This window comes from Pseudomonas sp. ATCC 43928 (assembly GCF_005938665.2).
In the GTDB taxonomy this organism is placed as follows: domain Bacteria; phylum Pseudomonadota; class Gammaproteobacteria; order Pseudomonadales; family Pseudomonadaceae; genus Aquipseudomonas.
The window spans coordinates 3,674,638-3,693,873 of sequence record NZ_CP041753.1 but is presented as its reverse complement, the minus strand read 5'-3'; the positions used below and the strand labels follow the sequence as shown (position 1 = coordinate 3,693,873).

Here is a 19,236-nt window from a genome sequence, read left to right as displayed (position 1 = left end):
ACCGTGTCGCGAACCACTCGTTTACTGACCTTGTTACAAGTGCTACGCGGCAAAAGTCGTCCGGTGACTGCCGCGACATTGGCCAGCGAGCTGGAGATTTCCGAACGCACGCTGTACCGCGATATCGCTGAACTCACCGCACTCGGCGCGCCGATTTTTGGCGAGGCGGGGATCGGCTATGTGTTGCGCAGCGGTCTGTTTCTGCCGCCCTTGATGCTCAATGCCGATGAGACCGAAGCCATCGTGCTCGGTTTGCGCTACGTGGATCAGCGGGGTGATGAGGTGTTGAGCAAAGCGGCGGCCGATGCCCTGGCAAAAATCGCCGCGGTGCTCGACCCGACGGCCCAGGACGCCTTGCGCAACCCGACGGTGTTGCCGGGGCCGCCGGGTTGTGGCTATCCGCAAAACGCCGTGCCGTTGAATGTGTTTCGCCAAGCCATCCGCGATCAAGCCAAGTTGCATATCGATTACGCAGACGCCAACCAGGTGCCCAGCCAACGGTTGATCTGGCCACTGGCCCTGGGGTTTCTCAATGAGGTGCGGATCATCGTCGCCTGGTGTGAGTTGCGCAGTGCCTATCGCACGTTCCGCACCGACCGGATCTCGGCCGCCAGTGAACAGGGTGAGCGCTATCCGGGGCGGCGCAGCGACCTGTTGCGCACCTGGCGCAAGCAGATGCAACTGGATGAAGCAGGGCGTTTCACTCCTGACAAGAACTGACACCGGCTTGTTTTAGCATGGCTCCAGAAACAACTCACAAGGAGCCGTAAACATGTCCAATCCAGCCTCTTCACTGGCCCCCGCCATTGCCGCCTACATTGCTGCCGCCAATGCTCGCGACACCTCGAGGGTCGCCAGTTTTTTCGCTGAGGATGCCAACGTGTTCGATGAGGGGCAGCATCAGGTCGGCACGCAAGCCATCGCCCAATGGATGCAAGACACTGCGCAACGTTATCAGCCGCGGGTCGAGGTGCTTGACGTTCAACAGCGCACTGGCAAAGTGCTGGTGCACAACCTGATCTCCGGCACTTTTCCCGGCAGCCCGCTGGAACTGCGCTATATGTTCCGCCTCAATGAACAGGGCAAGATCGCCCGGCTGGACATCTCGCTGTAACCACCGGCCTATGTAGCAGCTGTCGAGCACCGCGACGCAGCTGCTACGGCCCGGGCTTGGCGAGCCGCTATAGAGACGTATACTGCCGCGCATGAATGTCGACTCTCCCTTAACCGCCTGGCAACACGCCATCGAACAGAAGGGCTTCGTCCAGGACGAAGCCCAGGAACATGCCGTGTGGGCGCTGCAAAAATGCCACGAAGCCTTGCAGGAAGGCCGCGCGCCCATCACCGGCGTGTACCTCTGGGGCCCTGTCGGGCGGGGCAAGACCTGGTTGATGGATCAGTTCTATCAAAACCTGCGCGTCCCGGCCCGGCGGCAGCACTTTCACCACTTTATGGGTTGGGTGCATCAGCGCTCCTTCCAGTTGACCGGTACCGCCGACCCGCTGAAGGCCCTGGCCCGCGAGCTGAGCCAGGAAGTGCGGGTGCTGTGTTTCGATGAACTGTTCGTCAACGACATCGGTGACGCGATCATTCTCGGGCGTTTGTTTCAGGTGATGTTCGAGCAGGGCGTGGTGGTGGTCTGCACCTCCAACCAACCGCCGGATCAGCTGTACGCCGATGGCTTCAACCGCGACCGCTTTGTGCCGGCGATTAGCGCGATCAAGCAACACATGCAGGTGATTGCGGTGGACGGTGGAGAAGATCATCGTCTGCACCCCGGCGCCGGCCTGCAGCGTTACTGGGTGAACGTTCCGGGTCAGCCCGGTGCCCTTGGCGATGTGTTCAAGGCCCTGACCATCGGCCAGACGCTATCCAGCGATCCGGTGCAGATCGGCTACCGTTCGGTCAATGTCATGCAGGCCAGTCGAACCGTGCTCTGGTGCCGTTACGCCGAGGTTTGCGAGCAGCCTTTTGCCGCCATGGACTTCATGGCCCTGTGCGACACCTTCAGCGCTATTCTGTTGAGTGACGTGCCCAATCTCAGCGCGCAAAAACGCGAAGGGCGCATCGCCCGCGGCACTGAAGACGGTGTCGAGCGGGTGGCGGCGGGGGATCGCGAGTTGCCACAGTTGTCGGTGCATGACGACGGCGTGCGGCGGTTCATTGCCCTGGTGGACGAATGCTACGACCGCAAGGTGCCGCTGTACCTCGAAGCGCAGGTACCGATGGAGGCGTTGTACACCGAGGGCTATCTGGAATTCCCGTTTCGCCGCACCCTCAGCCGTTTGCAGGAGATGCAGCTAAAACGTTTTGCCGAGGCTTGATGTCCGGGAGAAGGTGCAACGGGGCGAGAGGATCCAGTTGTCGGCACCCCGGCGCTCGCGATAAGGTCGCAGGACCTTTCAGTGCGCAAGAAGCGAACTGGGGCAACTTCATGTGTGATCGAGGGTGGAAATGGAATCCGCAGAAATTCTTGTGCTTCAGGCCAGTTACAGCAACCCGACACATGCCGAGGCGATTTGTCTTGTATTGAACCATTACGCCGAAGACCCGATGGGTGGCGGTAAGTCGTTGCCCACCCATGTGTTGCAACAACTGCCGGGGGAGCTGGCCAAGCGGCCCCATGCCTTCAGTGTATTGGCGTTTGTCGGTGGCGAGCCGGCAGGGCTGGTCAATTGCTTCGAAGGCTTTTCGACCTTTGCCTGTCGGCCATTGGTCAACGTGCACGATGTGGTCGTGGTGTCGAAGTTTCGCGGGTTGGGACTGAGCCAGAAAATGCTGCACAAAGTCGAGGACATCGCACGTCAGCGCGGCTGCTGCAAGATCACCCTGGAAGTGCTGGAAGGCAATCCAGTGGCCCAGGCGTCTTATGGCAAATTCGGTTTTTCACCCGGCATGTTCGACCCGGCGCACGGCCGGATGCTGTTCTGGACCAAAGCGCTTTAGTCCTCCGAGCCATAAAAAAGGGCGTCGATCAGGACGCCCTTAAGTCATTTGTCGGCCCCTCAAAACTACTGCTGAACGACCGCCGGGGCGACAGGCGCGACCTTGGGTTTTATCAGGCTGAAGTCGATCAACGGCCGCTGCTCACGCTCGTAAGGGTTGCCGATCATCAATGGCCGAGGCTTGAAGCTGTCGCTGACCAGGCTTTTGCTGCGGTCCAGTTCATCGAAACTCAGGCCGGCCAGATCCGCCCAGGTGTGAATCAGCTGGGAGCTGCTGTACGGTCGACCCAGATCAGCGGCAAAACTCCAGTCATGGGTTTCGCGCCATTTCGGCGAGGCCCAGGCCACGAATGGAATGGTGTACATCGGCGCGGTCGGCTTGTTCTCGTTGCGGCCCAGGGTGTTGTGGCCAGCGGAGTCGAACACGTCTTCGCCGTGGTCGGAGAGGTACAGCAGGAAGCCGTTCGGATCAGTCTTGGCGTAGTCCTTGATCAGGCTCGAGACCACGAAGTCGTTGTACAGCACCGCGTTGTCATAGCTGTTGTACGTCGGCACCTGATCGTCACGCACGCCGTCCGGCACGCCTTTGCGGTCGGTGAACTTGTTGAACGTCGGCGGGTAACGGTACTGGTAGCTCATGTGCGTGCCGAGCAAATGCACGACGATCAGCTTGCGTGGCGCCGCATCGGCCAGCGCCTTGTTGAACGGCTCGATCACATCGCCATCGTACTGGGCGGCGTTCTGGTTGCGGTTGTTGTTCAGGTACGCCTGCTCGTCGGCCTGTTCAGAGAAGGTCGTGAGCATGGTGTTGCGCTTGGTCATGGTCTGCTGGTTGGTGATCCAGAAGGTTTTGTAACCCGCCTGTTTCATCATGCTGACCAATGACGGCGTCGTCAGGTAGAGGTCCGGGTTTTCTTCGTCGGCGAACGTCAGCACCTGCTGCAGCGCTTCGATGGTGTAGGGGCGTGGGGTAATGACGTTATTGAAAACCGCCAGTTGGTCCTTGAGCTTATCCAGTTCCGGGGTGGTTTCCCGCGGGTAGCCGTACAGGCTCATGCGCTGACGGTTGGTGGACTCGCCGATCACCAGCACCAGGGTCGCCGGCTGATTGGCCATCGAGTCGGTGAAGTTCTTCAGCGGCGGGATCTTGCTGGCGCTGTCGAGCATGCCTTGCATGCTGCCCAGGGTACCGAGGTAACGGTGATAGGCCACGGCCATCTGCCATGGCACCGCGGGCTCGATGCGGGTTTCGAATTTCTCGAAGCCTTCCGCCAGGCTGCCGGTGTGCGCGGTCTGCTTGATCAGCGGGTAACCGATCACGGCCAGCACAATCGCCGTCGCTGCGATCAGCGCCTGGACGCGTGGCAGGTACACCGGACGCACGCGGGTCCAAAGGAAGTACGCGAATGCAGTGTGGGCGAGGAACGCCAGCACCATCCACCAGGCAAAATACTGCGTCAGGTATTCGCCGGCTTCAGACACGTTCGATTCGAACATGATGAAGATGACGCTCTGGGAAAATTCCTGCTGATAGATGAAGAAATAACCCAGGCTGGCCATCGAACAGGCCCACAGCACCACACCGATCAGCGCGGACATCACACGGGTTTGTCTGGGGAACAACAGCATCGGCGCGAGCCAAATGGCGCTCATCACAAAAGCCTGGCGGAACCCGCTAAAACCGGAGGTGCCCGTCAGTTGAATCAGTAGTTGGGTGATACCGGAGAAATACCAGAAGAACAGAAATAACCAGAGTAATCCTGCCCAATCAAAACCATTCGCAGACGTTTTGCTGCGTTTAAGCAAAGCCATTCAACACTCCAGCCTGATGATCGGCCGTCGGCACTCTCCTTGTCGCAGACGAACGGATGCCGCTCGCAAAGCAAGCAGCCACAAAGGGCCGGAGTATCGCCAAGCAAGTGTGAAAACTTTGTGAGTTGTCGCAGCGGACAGGATTGCAGCGAGTCAGAAACAGCGCTGGGCCGCTTCCGACTCAAGCGAGGAGATCAGGCGTGAGGAGCACGTTGGGTGACGGGCAAGGGCTGAGCCTGATTGCCTTGGGTCAGCAGGCGCAATTGCGCAACTTCCCGCTTCAACTGATCGCGCTCCTCTTTCAACTGGCGCAGTTCATCGCGACGGATCGTGACGTAAAGGGTTTGTGCTGGCAGTGCTGTGTGTACGGTGCCCATTGCTCACCTCGCAAATGGCGGTATCAACTGTAAGTCGACTCCCGAAATCGGGTGCTCACTTACTATCGGCGCCAATTTTGATTTCTTTTGCCCCTGAAGGGAACTTTTTTATTTTTCATGGTCGTTGTGTCTTCGGCACGATTCCCGACGTTATCAGTCTGGATCGGGCACAATGCCCGGAAACTTCATCCCACCGCTCTGGACTAACCTTCACTAGTCGCGTTGGGCTATAACCTTAGACACACTTTATTTGTAGTAGGGAGCATCAGTACATGCAACTCGGGATTATTGGACTGGGCCGCATGGGCGGTAATATTGCGCGGCGCCTGATGCTCAACGGGCACACCACCGTTGTTTACGACCGCAATACCGCTTTTGTCGATACCCTGGCCGAAGAGGGCGCCACCGGCGTCGCCGACTTGCCAGCCCTGGTCGCTGGCCTGGCCAAGCCGCGCGCGGTGTGGGTCATGCTGCCCGCCGGCGCACCGACCGAAGACACCATTGACACCCTGAGCACCTTGCTTGAAGCGGGCGATACCATCATCGATGGCGGCAACACCTTCTATAAGGACGATATCCGTCGGGCCAAAACCCTGTCGGAAAAAGGTCTGCATTACATCGACGTCGGCACCTCCGGCGGCGTCTGGGGCCTGGAACGTGGCTACTGCATGATGATCGGCGGCGATGCCGAGACGGTTAAGCGTCTTGACCCGTTGTTCGAGTCCCTGGCCCCGGGTATGGGCGACATTCCGCGCACCAAGGATCGCAAGTCCGATGACGATCGCGCCGAGCGCGGTTACATCCACGCAGGCCCCGCCGGCGCCGGCCACTTCGTCAAGATGATCCATAACGGCATCGAATACGGAATGATGCAGGCCTTCGCCGAAGGCTTCGACATCCTCAAGACCAAAGCCAGCACCAACCTGCCGGAAGATCAGCGTTTCGACCTGAACGTGGCCGACATCGCCGAAGTCTGGCGTCGTGGCAGCGTGGTCTCGTCCTGGCTGCTTGACCTGACCGCCGATGCGCTGGCGTCCGATCCGAAACTCGACGGCTACTCGGGTGAAGTGGCGGACAGCGGTGAAGGGCGCTGGACCATCGAAGCCGCCATGGAACAAGCGGTGCCGGTACCGGTGCTGTCGAACTCGCTGTTCTCTCGCTACCGTTCGCGCGGGCAAGGCAACTTTGGCGACAAGATTCTCTCGGCCCAGCGCTTCGGCTTCGGCGGCCATGTGGAGACTGCGAAAAAATGACCCACGTGATCCGCAGGAAATCCAAGGCAGAACCCGCACCGCCCACCACGCTGTTTTTGTTCGGTGCCCATGGTGATCTGGTCAAGCGCCTGCTGATGCCGGCGCTGTACAACCTGAGTCGCGATGGTTTGCTGGGGAATGGACTGCGGATCGTCGGCGTTGATCACAACGCCATCAGTGACGAAGCCTTTGCCAAAAAACTCGAAGATTTCATTCGGGCGGAAGTGGCAGCCAAGGTCGGCAAGGGCGATCACGCCCTTGATCCGGCGTTGTGGGCCAAATTGGCCAAACACATCAGCTACGTCCAGGGCGATTTCCTGGATGAGCGCACTTATGACGCGCTGGCGGCGAAAATCGACGCCAGCGGCACCGGCAACGCCGTTTTCTACCTGGCCACCGCTCCGCGCTTTTTCAGTGAAGTGGTGCGACGTCTCGGGGCTGCCGGATTGTTGCAAGAAGCCCCTGAAGCGTTCAGAAGGGTGGTGATCGAAAAGCCTTTCGGCTCGGATCTGTATACCGCCGAAGCCTTGAACGCGTGCTTGCTCAAAGTGATGACGGAAAAGCAGATCTACCGGATCGATCACTATCTGGGCAAGGAAACCGTGCAGAACATTCTGGTCAGCCGGTTCTCCAACAGCCTGTTCGAAGCCTTCTGGAACAACCATTACATCGACCACGTACAAATCACCGCCGCTGAAACCGTCGGCGTTGAAACCCGTGGCAGTTTTTATGAGGTCACCGGCGCCCTGCGGGACATGGTGCCTAATCACCTGTTCCAATTATTGGCGATGGTCGCCATGGAACCGCCGGCGGCGTTTGGCGCCGATGCGGTACGTGGCGAGAAGGCCAAAGTGATCGGCGCGATTCGCCCCTGGTCGATCGAGGAAGCGCGAGCCAACTCAGTGCGCGGCCAATACACCGCCGGCGAGATCGATGGCAATCGGTTGCCCGGTTATCGTCAGGAAACCAACGTCGCGCCCGACAGCACCACTGAAACCTATGTCGCGCTCAAAGTGATGATCGACAACTGGCGCTGGGTCGGTGTGCCGTTCTACCTGCGTACCGGCAAGCGCATGAGCGTGCGCGACACCGAGATCGTCATTTGCTTCAAGCCGGCGCCGTATGCGCAGTTCCGTGACACCGAGGTCGAAGAATTGCAGCCGACCTACCTGCGGATCCAGATCCAGCCCAACGAAGGCATGTGGTTCGACCTGCTGGCCAAACGGCCGGGACCGGCGTTGAACATGGCCAATATCGAGCTGGGCTTTGCCTACAAGGATTTCTTTGAAATGCAGCCTTCCACCGGCTACGAAACCTTGATCTACGATTGCCTCACCGGCGATCAGACGCTGTTCCAGCGTGCCGACAACATCGAGAACGGCTGGCGCGTCGTGCAGCCGTTCCTCGACGCCTGGCAGCAGGATGCAACCGTGGAGAGCTATGCAGCCGGCGAAGACGGACCCAAGACCGCTGACGAACTGCTGACCCGCGACGGTCGCGTCTGGCACAGCCTCGGATGATGGACGTCACGCAACAACCCATCCGTTTTCTGCTCAGTGACATGGACGGCACCTTGTTGCTGCCCGATCACAGCCTCAGCCAGCGCACCATCGATGCCGTTCGCGCCTTGCGTGACGCCGGCGTGCTGTTCAGCCTGGCCACCGGGCGTCCACCTAAAGCCATGTTGCAGCAGATCGAAGCCCTGGGCGTTGATCTGCCGACGGCGGCGTTCAATGGCGGCACGATCGTCAACCCGGATGGCAGTTTGCTGGTGGCGCATTATTTGCCGGCAACCGCAGCGCTGACGGCGCTGGCACTGTTTGCCGATCAGCCGGACATTGAAGTCTGGGTGTTCAGCGGTGGTGACTGGCTGTTGAAGGATCCGTACGGCCCGATGGTCCCGCGAGAGCAACATGGCCTGGGTTATCCGCCGGTGGTGGTCGAGAGTTTCGAGCCTTGCCTGGCACGCATCGACAAGATCGTCGCTGCCAGTAACAACACCGAACTGTTGATCGAGCTGGAAGCGCGGTTGCTGCCCATGGTCGAAGGGCAGGCGCAGGTGTCGCGTTCACAACCGGTCTATCTGGATGTGACGGCGGTGCAGGCCAACAAGGGCGCGGCACTGGCGACGCTGGCCGAGTTTCTCGGGGTGTCGCTGGAACAGACTGCCGCCATGGGCGACGGCGGCAATGACCCGGCGATGTTTCATCGTGCCGGGCTGTCGATTGCGATGGGGCAGGCGGAAGAGGCGGTGAAGCGTCAGGCGAACGTGGTGACCGGGGCCAATACCGAAGACGGCGCGGCCCAGGCGATCGAGCGATACATCCTCCCTCGATAAGCACACAAAACCAATGTGGGAGCGAGCAGGCCCGCTCCCACATTTTTGTTCTGGGTTACAGCCAGTAACTTACCGCGTACCAGCCAAGAACCCCCATCACCACGGTGTATGGCAGCGCCATCCACACCATCCGCCCGTACGACAGACGAATCAGCGGGGCAATCGCCGAGGTCAGCAGGAACAGGAACGCCGCCTGACCATTAGGCGTCGCCACGCTCGGCAGGTTGGTCCCGGTATTGATCGCAATCGCCAGGGTTTCAAAGTGCTCGCGGCTCATGTGGCCGGAGATGAATGCCTGTTTTACTTCGGTGATGTAAATGGTCGCGACGAACACGTTGTCGCTGATGGCCGACAGCAAGCCGTTGGCAATAAACAGCATGCCCGGCTGTTGATCCGCCGGCAGCGTTAGTACCCACTGGATCAGCGGCGCGAACAGCTGCTGATCGTGAATCACCGCCACCACGGCGAAAAATACCACCAGCAGCGAGGTGAACGGCATGGCGTCCTTGAAGGCGGTGCCGAGGCGGTGTTCGTCAGTGATACCGGTAAACGCGGTGATCAGCACGATCACCATCAAGCCGATCAGGCCGACTTCGGCGATGTGAAACGCCAGCCCGGCAATCAGAATCAGTGCCGCCGCCCCTTGAACCAGCAGCGCAGCGCGCTGACGCGAAGTACGCTCGGCGTTGTCTTCGGCGGCGTAGTTGGCCAGCACCGCACGCACGTTGTCCGGCAGCAGCGTGCCATAACCGAACCAGCGCAGTTTCTCCAGCAGTACGCAGGTCACCAGGCCCGCTGCCAGCACCGGCAACGACACCGGGGCGATCTTCAGAAAGAATTCGGCAAAGTGCCAGCCCATCTCATGGCCGATCAGCAGGTTTTGCGGCTCGCCAACCAGCGTGCAAACACCACCCAACGCTGTGCCGACCGCGCCGTGCATCAGCAGACTGCGCAGGAAGGCGCGGAATTGTTCGAGGTCGGCATGGTGCAATGTCGGTAACTGCCGGTCGTCGCCGAACTCACTGTCCTGACGCGGATCGTTGCCCGAGGCGACGCGGTGATACACCGAATAAAACCCCACGGCCGCGCTGATGATGACCGCGGTCACGGTCAATGCATCGAGAAACGCCGAGAGAAACGCTGACAGGAAACAGAACATCAACGCCAGCAGCGCCTTGGAGCGAACTCCCAGCAGCAGGCGCGAGAACAGAAACAGCAGCAGGTCCTTCATGAAGTAGATGCCCGCCACCATGAACATCAGCAGCAGGATCACCGGGAAGTTGTGCACCAGTTCGTCATAGAGCGCCTGGGGCGTGGTCATTTTCAGCAGCAGAGCTTCGATCAGCAGCAACCCGCCGGGCATCAGCGGGTAACACTTGAGCGCCATGGCCAGGGTGAAGATGAACTCCAGCACCAACAACCAGCCGGCCGCCACCGGACCGATCGTCCACAACACCAGGGCGTTGAGAATCAGGAATCCGATAATGCTGGCTTTGTACCAGCGGGGTGAATGCCCAAGAAAATTGTGTGCGAAGGCCTGGGCCATTGAGCCGGACATCGGCTACTCCTTGTATTAAGAAGCGCGCAACTTGCCGTAAGCGGAAGGGAAGATCAAGTGCAGGGAACTAGGGTTGATAGCGGGCGACGACGGCGCGGTAGTTGCCATCCAGTGAATAGCCGCCGACGACGATGCAACCATCGGCCTGCACGGCCAATGAAGTGGCGGTGTCCGGGCCTCGACTCAGGCGTGTGCGGACCCAGCCCATGCCATTGGCGAAGCTGCGATCCAGCGCCCCATTGGGTATGTAGCGAGCGAGAATGAAATCGCCTTCGAGCCCGCCGCCCGTCGCTCCGACCGTCAGTACACAGTCGTCCGGTTGTATCTGGGCGGCGGTCCACTGGCAGCCGCTGTGGCTGATTTCCAACAGTTGTGGTTGGCCGCTATTGCAATGCATGTCAGGTCGGCCATTGCTGTGAACGTTCAGGGCGAGGCAGTGCATCGGGTCGCGACTGCTGCCAAAACAATGCAAATCACCATTTTCGTGCTGGACGATCTGGCAGACCTGGGCACTCTGACCCCAGGCCTTGAAGCTCATGAAGCCATCCACGGCGAAGCCGTCATCCAGCTGGCCATCGGTGTGATAACGCGCCAGCAAACCTTCCTCGGGGAAGTTGATCGATCCGCCCACCAGGATTCGGCCGTCATGTTGCACCATCAGACTGTTCAGCCAGGTGTTCATCAATAAGTGCCGGACCATGACAAAGCCACGACCATTGAAGGTGCTGTCCAGCGAGCCGTCGGCATTGAGTCGAATCAGCATGCCGACGTGATCGGTCAATTCAAAGTGATGATTGGCCAGCAGCAGGATTCGACCATCGTCCTGCACGCAGATATCACAGGCCTCGGTACCCGGTACGCCGGGTGGTAACCAGGCGTCGCGAGCGCCTTCGGAAAGCTTCCCCGGCAGGCGCACCACGCAGCGGCCGTGCTCACCAAAACCCTGTATCGGGCAGCCTCGTTGATCAAACATCGCCACGGCGGGCAACGTACGATGAGCATTTTCGTAGTGCAGGCCGGCCACCAGAATGTTCCCGTCGGCCAGCACCCGCACTGTGCCCGCCATGGCCTCGTAGCCGTGGGCGAATTGCCCGATGACGCTGCCTTGTTTGCCGAAGGCCAGATCCGCCGAACCATCCTCACGCAGGCGGGCCAGGCCAAAGCGGCTGCCACCTGGCGTGCCGACCTTGGCTGCCACCAGTATTCGGCCGGTGTGGTCAATCGCCACGCCATTGATCCTGCTGGAAGTACTGCCGGCGAAATACACTTGAGTCTTGCCGCTGCCGGCGAAATGGCTATCGAGTTGCCCGGCGTCTTTCACCGCTGCCGGTATGGCAAAAGCAGTCTGGAGTGACATGCACGCATCTCCTTGCCAGTCGTCCTTGTCCGGGTGCCCGGAGGTTGACTGCATGAGAAGAACATTCAATCCCTGAATGCGATGATGCGCAACTGCCATTACGCTCGGGAGGAGCGGCGTTTTGTGCCAGAACAGTGTCTTCTCGAACCACTGACAAGCCTGCCAAGTAATCTGGTGGCTAGAAGTTGGAAAACGAAAATGGCGTTATGCAGCTGACCGTAGAAACCGTCAACTAAGGAGAAGAAGGGACGCGGATTACCGGGCGGTAATCCGCGAAAAAGATTAATGCGGCATGGACCACGATTGCAGTGTGTAACCTTCCTCGCTCAGCTCGGCGCGGGCTTGTTCCAGCAAGTGTGCAAGTTGCTGCGGATCGGAATAGGCACTGCTGGGGATTTGTTTGCTGCTGATGCGAGTGTTAGTGCGATCAATGATGGCCAGGCTGAGCTCGCCATTACCGTCTTGTGGAGCCCAAGCCACGCATTGAAAGGGTTGGAATGCGCGGTCGGCAATCAAAAGAGCTTCGTTGATACGGAGCGGGGCGTTCATGGGGTCTTCTCTCTGTGTGCCCAATCAAGTGATGTGCCGTCGGTTGGGCTTACCGTTCGGCTGGTTACTTGTACTGATGTCCGCAACCGGGGGTGGGGTCACACACAATCAAAAGAAATTTCAACTTTCTTTGATTCGCCGGCGATTCAGGCAGTTGCTGAAAGCTGAATGAAAGGTTCAATTCGTTAGGCAACTCATTAAGTGATTTTTTATAACTAATAAGCCGACGTCCCTATAAGCAATCGATACAAGCCCGCGTCAATATTTTGCTAGTGTTACACCGAAGCCCGCCAAATGACTGTTTTTAATAATATTTCCTAAAATTTGGCGCCAAGGAACAGTCATGATCGAAGCGCCTGCTTTACGACGTCTTTTAGTAGTGGATCCTTGCGACGACTGCCACCGTTTGCTGCCGGGTTTACGCGCTGTGGGTTGGGATGTCGACAGCTGTACCCTGGAAAGCGCCGCGGAACGAACCTGCGACGTCGGCCTGTTGCGCTTGCAGCCATTTCATCTGGAGCGTCCGGAAGCCGTCAAGGAACTGATCACCCGTAGCGGTACCGAGTGGATCGCCGTGCTCGATCAGGATGTCCTGCGAATGCAGAATGTCGGGGATTTCGTCTGCGAATGGTTTTTTGACTTCCATACCTTGCCGTTCGATGTTTCAAGGGTTCAGGTCACTCTGGGCCGAGCGTTCGGCATGGCGCGCCTGCGCGGGCAGGGCACGGTTCATATCGATCAGCCTGAACACGAACTGCTCGGCGACAGCAAACCGATTCGCGAGCTGCGCAAACTACTGAGCAAGCTGGCGCCCACCGAATCACCGGTGCTGATCCGCGGCGAAAGCGGCACCGGTAAGGAATTGGTCGCCCGTACCCTGCATCAACAATCCCAACGTCACAGCAAGCCATTCGTGGCGATCAACTGTGGCGCGATTCCCGAACACTTGATCCAGTCCGAATTGTTCGGTCACGAGAAGGGGGCCTTTACCGGCGCCCATCAGCGCAAGGTCGGGCGGATAGAAGCCGCCAACGGCGGCACCCTGTTTCTCGATGAAATAGGCGATCTGCCCCTGGAGCTGCAAGCCAATCTGTTGCGCTTCCTGCAGGAAAAACACATCGAGCGGGTTGGCGGCCATCAGCCTGTTCCGGTGGATGTGCGGGTATTGGCGGCGACGCACGTCGACCTTGAAGAGGCCATCGAGAACAAACGCTTTCGCGAAGATTTGTACTACCGTTTGAACGTCCTGCAAGTGGTCACCGTGCCGCTGCGGGAGCGCCATGGTGATTTATTGATGCTGGCCAACCACTTTTCCCATTTCTACAGCAGTGAAACCGGCCGTCGTCCGCGCAGCTTCAGCGAGGATGCGTTGGTCGCCATGGGCAAGCACGACTGGCCGGGCAATGTCCGCGAGCTGGCCAATCGGGTACGTCGTGGGTTGGTACTTGCCGAAGGGCGGCAGATCGAGGCGCGAGACCTGGGGCTGCTCAGTCAACACGCCTTCGCCACGCCGATGGGCACCCTTGAAGACTACAAGACCCGCGCCGAACGCCAGGCGCTGTGCGATGTGTTGAACCGGCACAGCGACAACCTGAGTGTTGCCGCCCGAGTCCTGGGCGTGTCACGGCCGACTTTTTACCGATTGCTGCACAAGCACCAGATCCGCTAGGGCGGTGCAACAAAAAAGGCCCGCTACGACAACTATCGTAGTGGGCCTTTTCTATTGCGGGGTGCGGTTTAGAAGTAGTACGGGAATTTCAGGCTGAAGGAAAAGTCCGGCGCATCGTCGGTCATACCGATGGACAAGTTGGGAACGATCGTCAGGTTGTCGGAGGCCGCGATGGTCATGCCGACGTTGAAGTAACCGGCGTTGGCGTCGCTGGACACCACCGACTCCCAATCCCCGCCATCCTGCTTGAGCTTGCTTTTGCGCTGCACCAGGTCAGACACCGAGAACGACATACTCATTTTTTCGTTCAGCGCGAACGCGATGCCCGCGCCAATCTGGAAGCTGTCGCCGATCCGCACCTTGCCCGGGACTTTCTGATTGACGGTGGCACTGATGTCGTCGAAGGAACCTTCGAAGTTGTGGGTGTAGGACAGGCTACCGAACAGAACCGCTGGATCGTAGGTCTTGACCAGCGAGATACCGGGGCTGATCGACCAGACGCCGTTGCCGGTTGGCAAGGTGTCAGGCACGAACAGGTTGGTATTGGCGTCGCTCTGGCGCAGTTTGATGCCGAACGGGTCCTTGCCGGTCGGCGCCTTGACGCGCAAGGTGACTACTGCATCCGGGGTGTTGACCGATTCGTCCAAGAATTTGTAGGCAATACCGAAGTTGACATCGCCCAGTGTCGGATCGCGTGTGACGCTTTCTTCGCTGGTCACTCCCGCCGCACCGTTGTTGGCGCCGCCGGATTGATACGTCGATTCGCGGTACACCACTGGTACGTTCAGGTCGAATTGCCAGCGATTGTCGAAGTTGTAGCGCCCGGTGAGGTCCAGCGTCCAGGTGTCGGCCTTGATCCGGTCCAGGTTGATGTTGCCCAGAAAGATCGAGTCCAGTGCGAGGAAGCCGTTGAGGATCAGCTGGCGGGTATCGTAACGCGAATAGGTCAGCCCGGTTTCGAGGCTGAACTTGCCGCCGCCGAAGAATCCGCTGGCCTCGTCATACAGGTTGGAAACACTCTGTGCCGGTTGAGAGTCATCGGCCAGCGATTGTCCATAGGAGCTGCCGCTGCCCGCGGCGCCGCCTGAAGCCGCGGCCGCTCCCGTCCTTGTGGCCACTTGCGGGTTGCCTTTCATGTCGGCTGGCGACTTGGCCAGGCGTTTAGGCGGTGCCGCCGCCGGTTGTTCCTCCACTTGGCGGACTCGTTGTTCGAGTACTGCCAAGGCCTTTTGTTGTACTTCGTATCGTTGCTTGAGCTCCATGAGTTGTTGCTTCAAAGCTTCCACGTCCGCATCGGACGCTGCTTGCAGCAGCGCCGACGGGAACAAAGTACTCAGACAAACGATCGCGCGCAGTGGTACTGACCGATACATGATAAGCCGTCCCCCATGAAGCCCGATGATCGAACATCAGCGTAGTTCAATATCCCAGGCTGCGAAGTGCTTTGAGTTGATTCAAATTGCAGTTGACTGCTCCGGCATTTCGACCGTTGTTGTTAAGCACCACATTAAGTTGCGTCAGGTTATTGACCCTGTTGCTGTTGCCCAGAAGCCGGGTGTTCTGCACCAGCCCCCCCTGAGCCGCCTGTTGCATGGCTGTGCCTTGGTTGTTGTTGGCCTGGATGGCCATTTGCACGCCACCACCGGTGGCCGCCACTGCGACGTTACCGGCGGCATTGCTGTCGGTAATGGTTTGCCCGCTCGTCAGCACCTGCCCTTGGACGGGACTCGGCGCCGGCGCCTGGTTGGCCTCCTGGACGTTGATGGCGACATTGTTGTAGGCGGTATTGCCGTCACCAGCGGCGCGAACAGTTTGGGTGACTCCCTGGGTAGTGGTCAGTCCTGCGCCACCGATCACATTTCCGGTGCCCGATGGCGGCGTACTGCCGTTACCGGTTTCTTTAATGGTCGACACGTAAAGTTGCGGCTTTACGGTAGAGGCCTGGATCTGCATGGCCGTCGCCACCCCGATCAGGTCTCCGCTGGCATTGCGCCAGGTGCTGCTCATGATGATGCCAAAGCTGATGATCCGCCCCGGCATGACATAACGACCGCGTAGCTCGGCGAGCTCATGGTCCTTGAGTTCGATGGGTTTGAATCCTGCATTGGCATAACCCGATGCGCTTGCTGCCAGGCAAGCGGCGGCCAGCCAGTATGAGGTTTTCATCTGCTGCTCCCAGGGCATCCAGCCCTCTCTATCATCAGTGGGCGATTAGAAGAAGTCGCTCTGAATGAAGCCAAAGTCCATCAATTCGGCATCTTTGACCGGGTTGAAAGTGTCCAGTTTGTTCTTGGCCGTCAGCGGTTCCGGAGGGCTACGCAATGCATTGGTTTTGTCGTACCCGGGACCCACGATAGCGAAGACGATGCCGTTCCAGCCTTTGACAAAGTCATCATGGGAATAGCGTTTGTGCCCAAGCACCGGGTCGCCGATATAGACCCAGTTCTTGTCCGCCCGCTGCATCACCACGAAATGCTTGTAGCCGCGAATTTCCATCAGCACCACCACCGGAATGGTCACCGCTTCGAGTTTCTCGGGCGGTATCCGGTAGCCACGCGCGCGCATGCCGATTGCTTCGATGTAGCGCTTCATGTCCAGCATGGAGAAACCTTGAGTACGGACAAGGTTCTGATCAGCATTGATCAGCATGCCTTTGATGATGTGTTCCTCATCGACATCGAGCCAGTAAGCCTGGCGTAGCACCGTAGCCAGTGCGGCAGCGCCGCAGCTGAAGTCGGTTTTTTGTTCGACGATGTCGCTGAACTTGCGCTCACGCACGCTTTGCACCTGCTTGTAAACCAGCATGCCGCCCGGTAAGGCGGCCACCGGCATCTGCGCCGCCTGAGTCAGGCCGCACAGGCACAGCAGGGCGAAACAAGCTGTCGTACGCATGATCGATACGCCTTTGGTGAACCGTGGAAAGAAAGCCCCGTTGCCGGGGCTTTCATTTCGATCGCGATTACATGCAGGCTCTGCAGCCGGCAGCAATGGACAGAGAGTTGCTTTGTTGGTTGCCCACACCCGCCGACACGTTGGCACCGCCGTTGCCGGAGAAGCTGTTCATCGAGTTGGTCATGGAGGCGTTGTTCACAACCGGGTTTTTCCAGCCGTCTGGAGTCAGCACTTGATGGGTGGTGACGCCAGCCAGATCGAAGGTGCCCACGGCGCTGAATTTGAACTTGTCATCGCCTCTGTGACCCCAGCCACTGTCGTCGATCGTCCCGGTGCCTTTGGCCTTGAAGGTGCCCGAGGACGTGGTGGTATCGGTGAGGGTGGTGGTGACGTGGGTCCGGTCAGCCTTGTTGTCGACATCCAGGCCGGTGGTGGATTGGTAAGCGTCAGCCGAGGCTGTTGCTACCCGGCCGCCAGACACGGCAATCGCCAGGTTGTTTTTCTGTTGGTTGAAGTTGCCGGCAGTCACGTTGATGCCAATGTTGCCGGAGCCGTTGTTGCCAGCATTGTTGAGCGTGGCGTTATTTTGGGTAGAGCGGTTTTTGACGTAGTTGTCGGTGTTGTACTGATAGGCGTTGGACGTTGCAGTGGCAGAACCGAAGATGAAACTTTCATCGGCGGTCGCCAGCGCGGCGGCGTTGTCTTGTTGGTTGCCGTCACCGCCAGCCACGTTGGCGCCCATGTTGCCATTGGAACCGTTGAGTGAGTTGTCGGCATTGGCAGTGTTTTTGGTGCCCTGGTTAAGTACCGAGTTGCCGCTGCTGTCCTGTGTGTCCCCTACATAGGCGTTGGCGGCTGAGTCGATTGACAGCTGTTGTTCCCAGGTGGGGCCTTTGGGGCCGTGATGATGGTGGTGACCACGATCGTTGTCGCTGGCCTGTGCAGCCATCGCCATGACGGATGCCAAGGCGAAGACCAGAGGCTTGAGAGCCATTGTGGGTTTCATGGTGATTCTCCGTGCTTATTAGTTGGTTAAGTGTTGGTTACTTTCTAATCGCACTGCGTTCGGGTCAGTCAGCGACCCGTATGCTCAGGGTGTTAGCCATTCGGTTCCCCACCCCGGCACTCTGGTTCACCTGAATCACTCCTCGGCTGCCGGTGAAGGCCTGGTCGCTTGTCACGACCTGGCGACTGCCTTTTGAAGCGTCAGTTGCCCCTGAGCTTGGTAACAACGCCACGTTCTGTTGAGAAAGGGCGCTATCGTCGACGCTTTGCGGCGCAGCACTGATGCTGATGCGCATTGCGTTGGCCATCTGGTTGTTGGCCCCGGCGCCCTGGTTGACACCCAGTGCACCGTTGCCTTGGCTGAAAGAGTTGCCGCCGATGGTGGCCGTCGCGTTCATCGACGGGTTGGCGGGCGTGTCGAGTTTCTGGATGACGCGGGTGGTCGCCGAGGCGTCAGTGGTGCCGATGGCGATGGCGCGGGTATTGGCCTGTTGCTGTTGATCGCCGGAGGCCTGGTTGACGTTGAAGTTGCCGTTGTACCGGGCGCCGGAATCCAGAATGTTGGCGGTGTTGACCACCGGAACGCTGGAGTCGGCCATGGCGCCTGGGCTCACACTGGCACCGATGACCAGAGCGAGAAGGATCAGGGAGCGGCTCATGTCATTGACCTCCCGCCAATCTGCCCAACGGCGCGAGGCCGGAACTCATGGCATGGTTGATCGTTCCCGAAATCGCGCCACCGCTACCGCCGCCGTGACCGGCACTCATGCCGGGCATCCCATTGGGATTGGTCACGACATTGAGGCTGCCGGGTACGCTCCCGTTCTGATTGATGTTGTTGCTGATGGACGAACCGCTGGCCACGCTGGCGAACTCACCATCGCTCAGTTCGGTGCTGTTGAGTGTCGAGGTGACACGATCCGAAGGGTTGGCGTTGACAGTGGTCGGGTAGGGGTCTTTTTGGAACGGCGGCCTGCCGACGGTGTGGGGCTGTACATCACGAGTGAGTACGATCACGCCATTGCCTTCAGCCTGAACATCAAGACTGAGTACCGAGACGGCGGCACATCCGAGCAGCATCAAGCGCGTAAAGCCTTTACGAAAAGTCCCCACGACTGCGATTCCTTCTGTTGTGCGCTGGCCCTAATCAGCGTTGTGAAGGAGAGAGCGAAAGTCGTGCCGCTTTTTGATTGTTGTTTTGATTCAAGGGGTTATCGATCAGGCTAAATGGATCCTTGATTGAGCTGTTTCAGGCCTGAGACAAAAGCGGGGGCTATAACGGGGAAAAGGAGGCGCAACGCTCTGGATCCATAGCTTGCGTGGTGATGTATCAGCGCTTTAACACAGATCATGACGCAATGATGAATAGCGCTGAAACGGGCTGTTCGAGTGCAAAGGTATGTTTCACAAACGGACGCATTTGAAAAATTATCGCAACAAATGCTGGGGGGCTGGGGGGGCTGTAGCAGCTGCTACAGCCG

Annotated in this window: 19 protein-coding genes; 8 read left to right on the top strand and 11 right to left on the bottom strand. The window is 59.0% G+C overall.

Annotation, left to right across the window (positions count from 1 at the left end; genetic code table 11):
- The first annotated feature begins 3 nt into the window (after positions 1 to 3).
- The 4 genes from FFH90_RS16855 to FFH90_RS16840 all read left to right on the top strand — a co-directional run bounded on the left by FFH90_RS16855 (position 4) and on the right by FFH90_RS16840 (position 2,946).
- Entirely contained in the window at positions 4 to 720 is a 717-nt protein-coding gene (locus FFH90_RS16855) for a YafY family protein (RefSeq protein WP_018926092.1), read from the top strand.
- Between the two features lie 52 nt (positions 721 to 772).
- Positions 773 to 1,114 (top strand): nuclear transport factor 2 family protein, encoded by a 342-nt coding sequence (locus tag FFH90_RS16850; RefSeq protein WP_008010768.1) that lies wholly within the window; start codon positions 773 to 775, stop codon positions 1,112 to 1,114.
- A 91-nt stretch (positions 1,115 to 1,205) separates the two neighbouring features.
- Positions 1,206 to 2,324, top strand: coding sequence for a cell division protein ZapE (zapE, locus tag FFH90_RS16845; protein WP_111453591.1), 1,119 nt, complete (start codon positions 1,206 to 1,208; stop codon positions 2,322 to 2,324).
- A 130-nt stretch (positions 2,325 to 2,454) separates the two neighbouring features.
- Positions 2,455 to 2,946, top strand: a complete 492-nt coding sequence (locus tag FFH90_RS16840) for a GNAT family N-acetyltransferase (protein WP_018926090.1) — start codon at positions 2,455 to 2,457, stop codon at positions 2,944 to 2,946.
- Between the two features lie 65 nt (positions 2,947 to 3,011).
- On the opposite strand, the gene FFH90_RS16835 is transcribed toward FFH90_RS16840, so the two are convergent.
- Together FFH90_RS16835 and FFH90_RS16830 are read right to left on the bottom strand one after the other, a co-directional pair.
- Positions 3,012 to 4,757, bottom strand: coding sequence for a phosphoethanolamine transferase CptA (locus FFH90_RS16835; protein WP_138867634.1), 1,746 nt, complete (start codon positions 4,755 to 4,757; stop codon positions 3,012 to 3,014).
- Between the two features lie 194 nt (positions 4,758 to 4,951).
- Positions 4,952 to 5,134 (bottom strand): DUF6026 family protein, encoded by a 183-nt coding sequence (locus tag FFH90_RS16830; protein WP_018926088.1) that lies wholly within the window; start codon positions 5,132 to 5,134, stop codon positions 4,952 to 4,954.
- 272 nt (positions 5,135 to 5,406) lie between these two features.
- Here FFH90_RS16830 and gnd point away from each other — a divergent pair, with 272 nt between their 5' ends.
- The 3 genes from gnd to FFH90_RS16815 are packed head-to-tail and all read left to right on the top strand — an operon-like array spanning position 5,407 to position 8,725.
- Positions 5,407 to 6,387 (top strand): phosphogluconate dehydrogenase (NAD(+)-dependent, decarboxylating), encoded by a 981-nt coding sequence (gene gnd, locus FFH90_RS16825; protein WP_018926087.1) that lies wholly within the window; start codon positions 5,407 to 5,409, stop codon positions 6,385 to 6,387.
- Entirely contained in the window at positions 6,384 to 7,907 is a 1,524-nt protein-coding gene (zwf, locus tag FFH90_RS16820) for a glucose-6-phosphate dehydrogenase (protein ID WP_018926086.1), read from the top strand. The genes gnd and zwf overlap by 4 nt, the downstream gene beginning before the upstream one ends.
- Positions 7,904 to 8,725 carry a Cof-type HAD-IIB family hydrolase gene (locus FFH90_RS16815; protein ID WP_064618116.1) on the top strand — a complete coding sequence of 274 codons (822 nt, stop codon included), beginning with the start codon at positions 7,904 to 7,906 and terminating at the stop codon, positions 8,723 to 8,725. Before zwf ends, FFH90_RS16815 begins: the two co-directional genes overlap by 4 nt.
- 55 nt (positions 8,726 to 8,780) lie before the next feature.
- On the opposite strand, the gene nhaB is transcribed toward FFH90_RS16815, so the two are convergent.
- The 3 genes from nhaB to FFH90_RS16800 form a co-directional block, all read right to left on the bottom strand.
- Positions 8,781 to 10,283 (bottom strand): sodium/proton antiporter NhaB, encoded by a 1,503-nt coding sequence (gene nhaB / locus FFH90_RS16810; RefSeq protein WP_064618114.1) that lies wholly within the window; start codon positions 10,281 to 10,283, stop codon positions 8,781 to 8,783.
- Between the two features lie 67 nt (positions 10,284 to 10,350).
- Complete coding sequence (locus FFH90_RS16805; RefSeq protein ID WP_138867633.1) at positions 10,351 to 11,640, bottom strand: hypothetical protein; 1,290 nt, start codon at positions 11,638 to 11,640, stop codon at positions 10,351 to 10,353.
- A 282-nt stretch (positions 11,641 to 11,922) separates the two neighbouring features.
- Positions 11,923 to 12,189, bottom strand: coding sequence for a hypothetical protein (locus FFH90_RS16800; protein WP_018926082.1), 267 nt, complete (start codon positions 12,187 to 12,189; stop codon positions 11,923 to 11,925).
- A 343-nt stretch (positions 12,190 to 12,532) separates the two neighbouring features.
- Between FFH90_RS16800 and FFH90_RS16795 the strand changes: the two genes are divergently transcribed.
- Positions 12,533 to 13,858 carry a sigma-54 dependent transcriptional regulator gene (locus FFH90_RS16795; protein ID WP_138867632.1) on the top strand — a complete coding sequence of 442 codons (1,326 nt, stop codon included), beginning with the start codon at positions 12,533 to 12,535 and terminating at the stop codon, positions 13,856 to 13,858.
- Between the two features lie 68 nt (positions 13,859 to 13,926).
- Here FFH90_RS16795 and FFH90_RS16790 read toward each other — a convergent pair whose 3' ends face one another.
- The 6 genes from FFH90_RS16790 to FFH90_RS16765 all read right to left on the bottom strand — a co-directional run bounded on the left by FFH90_RS16790 (position 13,927) and on the right by FFH90_RS16765 (position 18,868).
- Entirely contained in the window at positions 13,927 to 15,231 is a 1,305-nt protein-coding gene (locus FFH90_RS16790; protein WP_138867631.1) for a transporter, read from the bottom strand.
- Between the two features lie 46 nt (positions 15,232 to 15,277).
- On the bottom strand, positions 15,278 to 16,024 hold the full coding sequence (locus FFH90_RS16785; RefSeq protein WP_064618105.1) for a hypothetical protein: 747 nt from the start codon (positions 16,022 to 16,024) through the stop codon (positions 15,278 to 15,280).
- 45 nt (positions 16,025 to 16,069) lie between these two features.
- On the bottom strand, positions 16,070 to 16,750 hold the full coding sequence (locus FFH90_RS16780; RefSeq protein WP_138867630.1) for a C39 family peptidase: 681 nt from the start codon (positions 16,748 to 16,750) through the stop codon (positions 16,070 to 16,072).
- 67 nt (positions 16,751 to 16,817) lie between these two features.
- Positions 16,818 to 17,756, bottom strand: a complete 939-nt coding sequence (locus FFH90_RS16775; RefSeq protein ID WP_086946101.1) for a heme utilization protein — start codon at positions 17,754 to 17,756, stop codon at positions 16,818 to 16,820.
- A 64-nt stretch (positions 17,757 to 17,820) separates the two neighbouring features.
- The gene (locus FFH90_RS16770; RefSeq protein WP_018926077.1) at positions 17,821 to 18,414 is read right to left on the bottom strand and encodes a hypothetical protein; all 594 of its coding nucleotides are present in this window, start codon (positions 18,412 to 18,414) and stop codon (positions 17,821 to 17,823) included.
- Between the two features lies 1 nt (position 18,415).
- Positions 18,416 to 18,868, bottom strand: a complete 453-nt coding sequence (locus FFH90_RS16765) for a hypothetical protein (RefSeq protein ID WP_064618101.1) — start codon at positions 18,866 to 18,868, stop codon at positions 18,416 to 18,418.
- Positions 18,869 to 19,236: the final 368 nt, after the last annotated feature.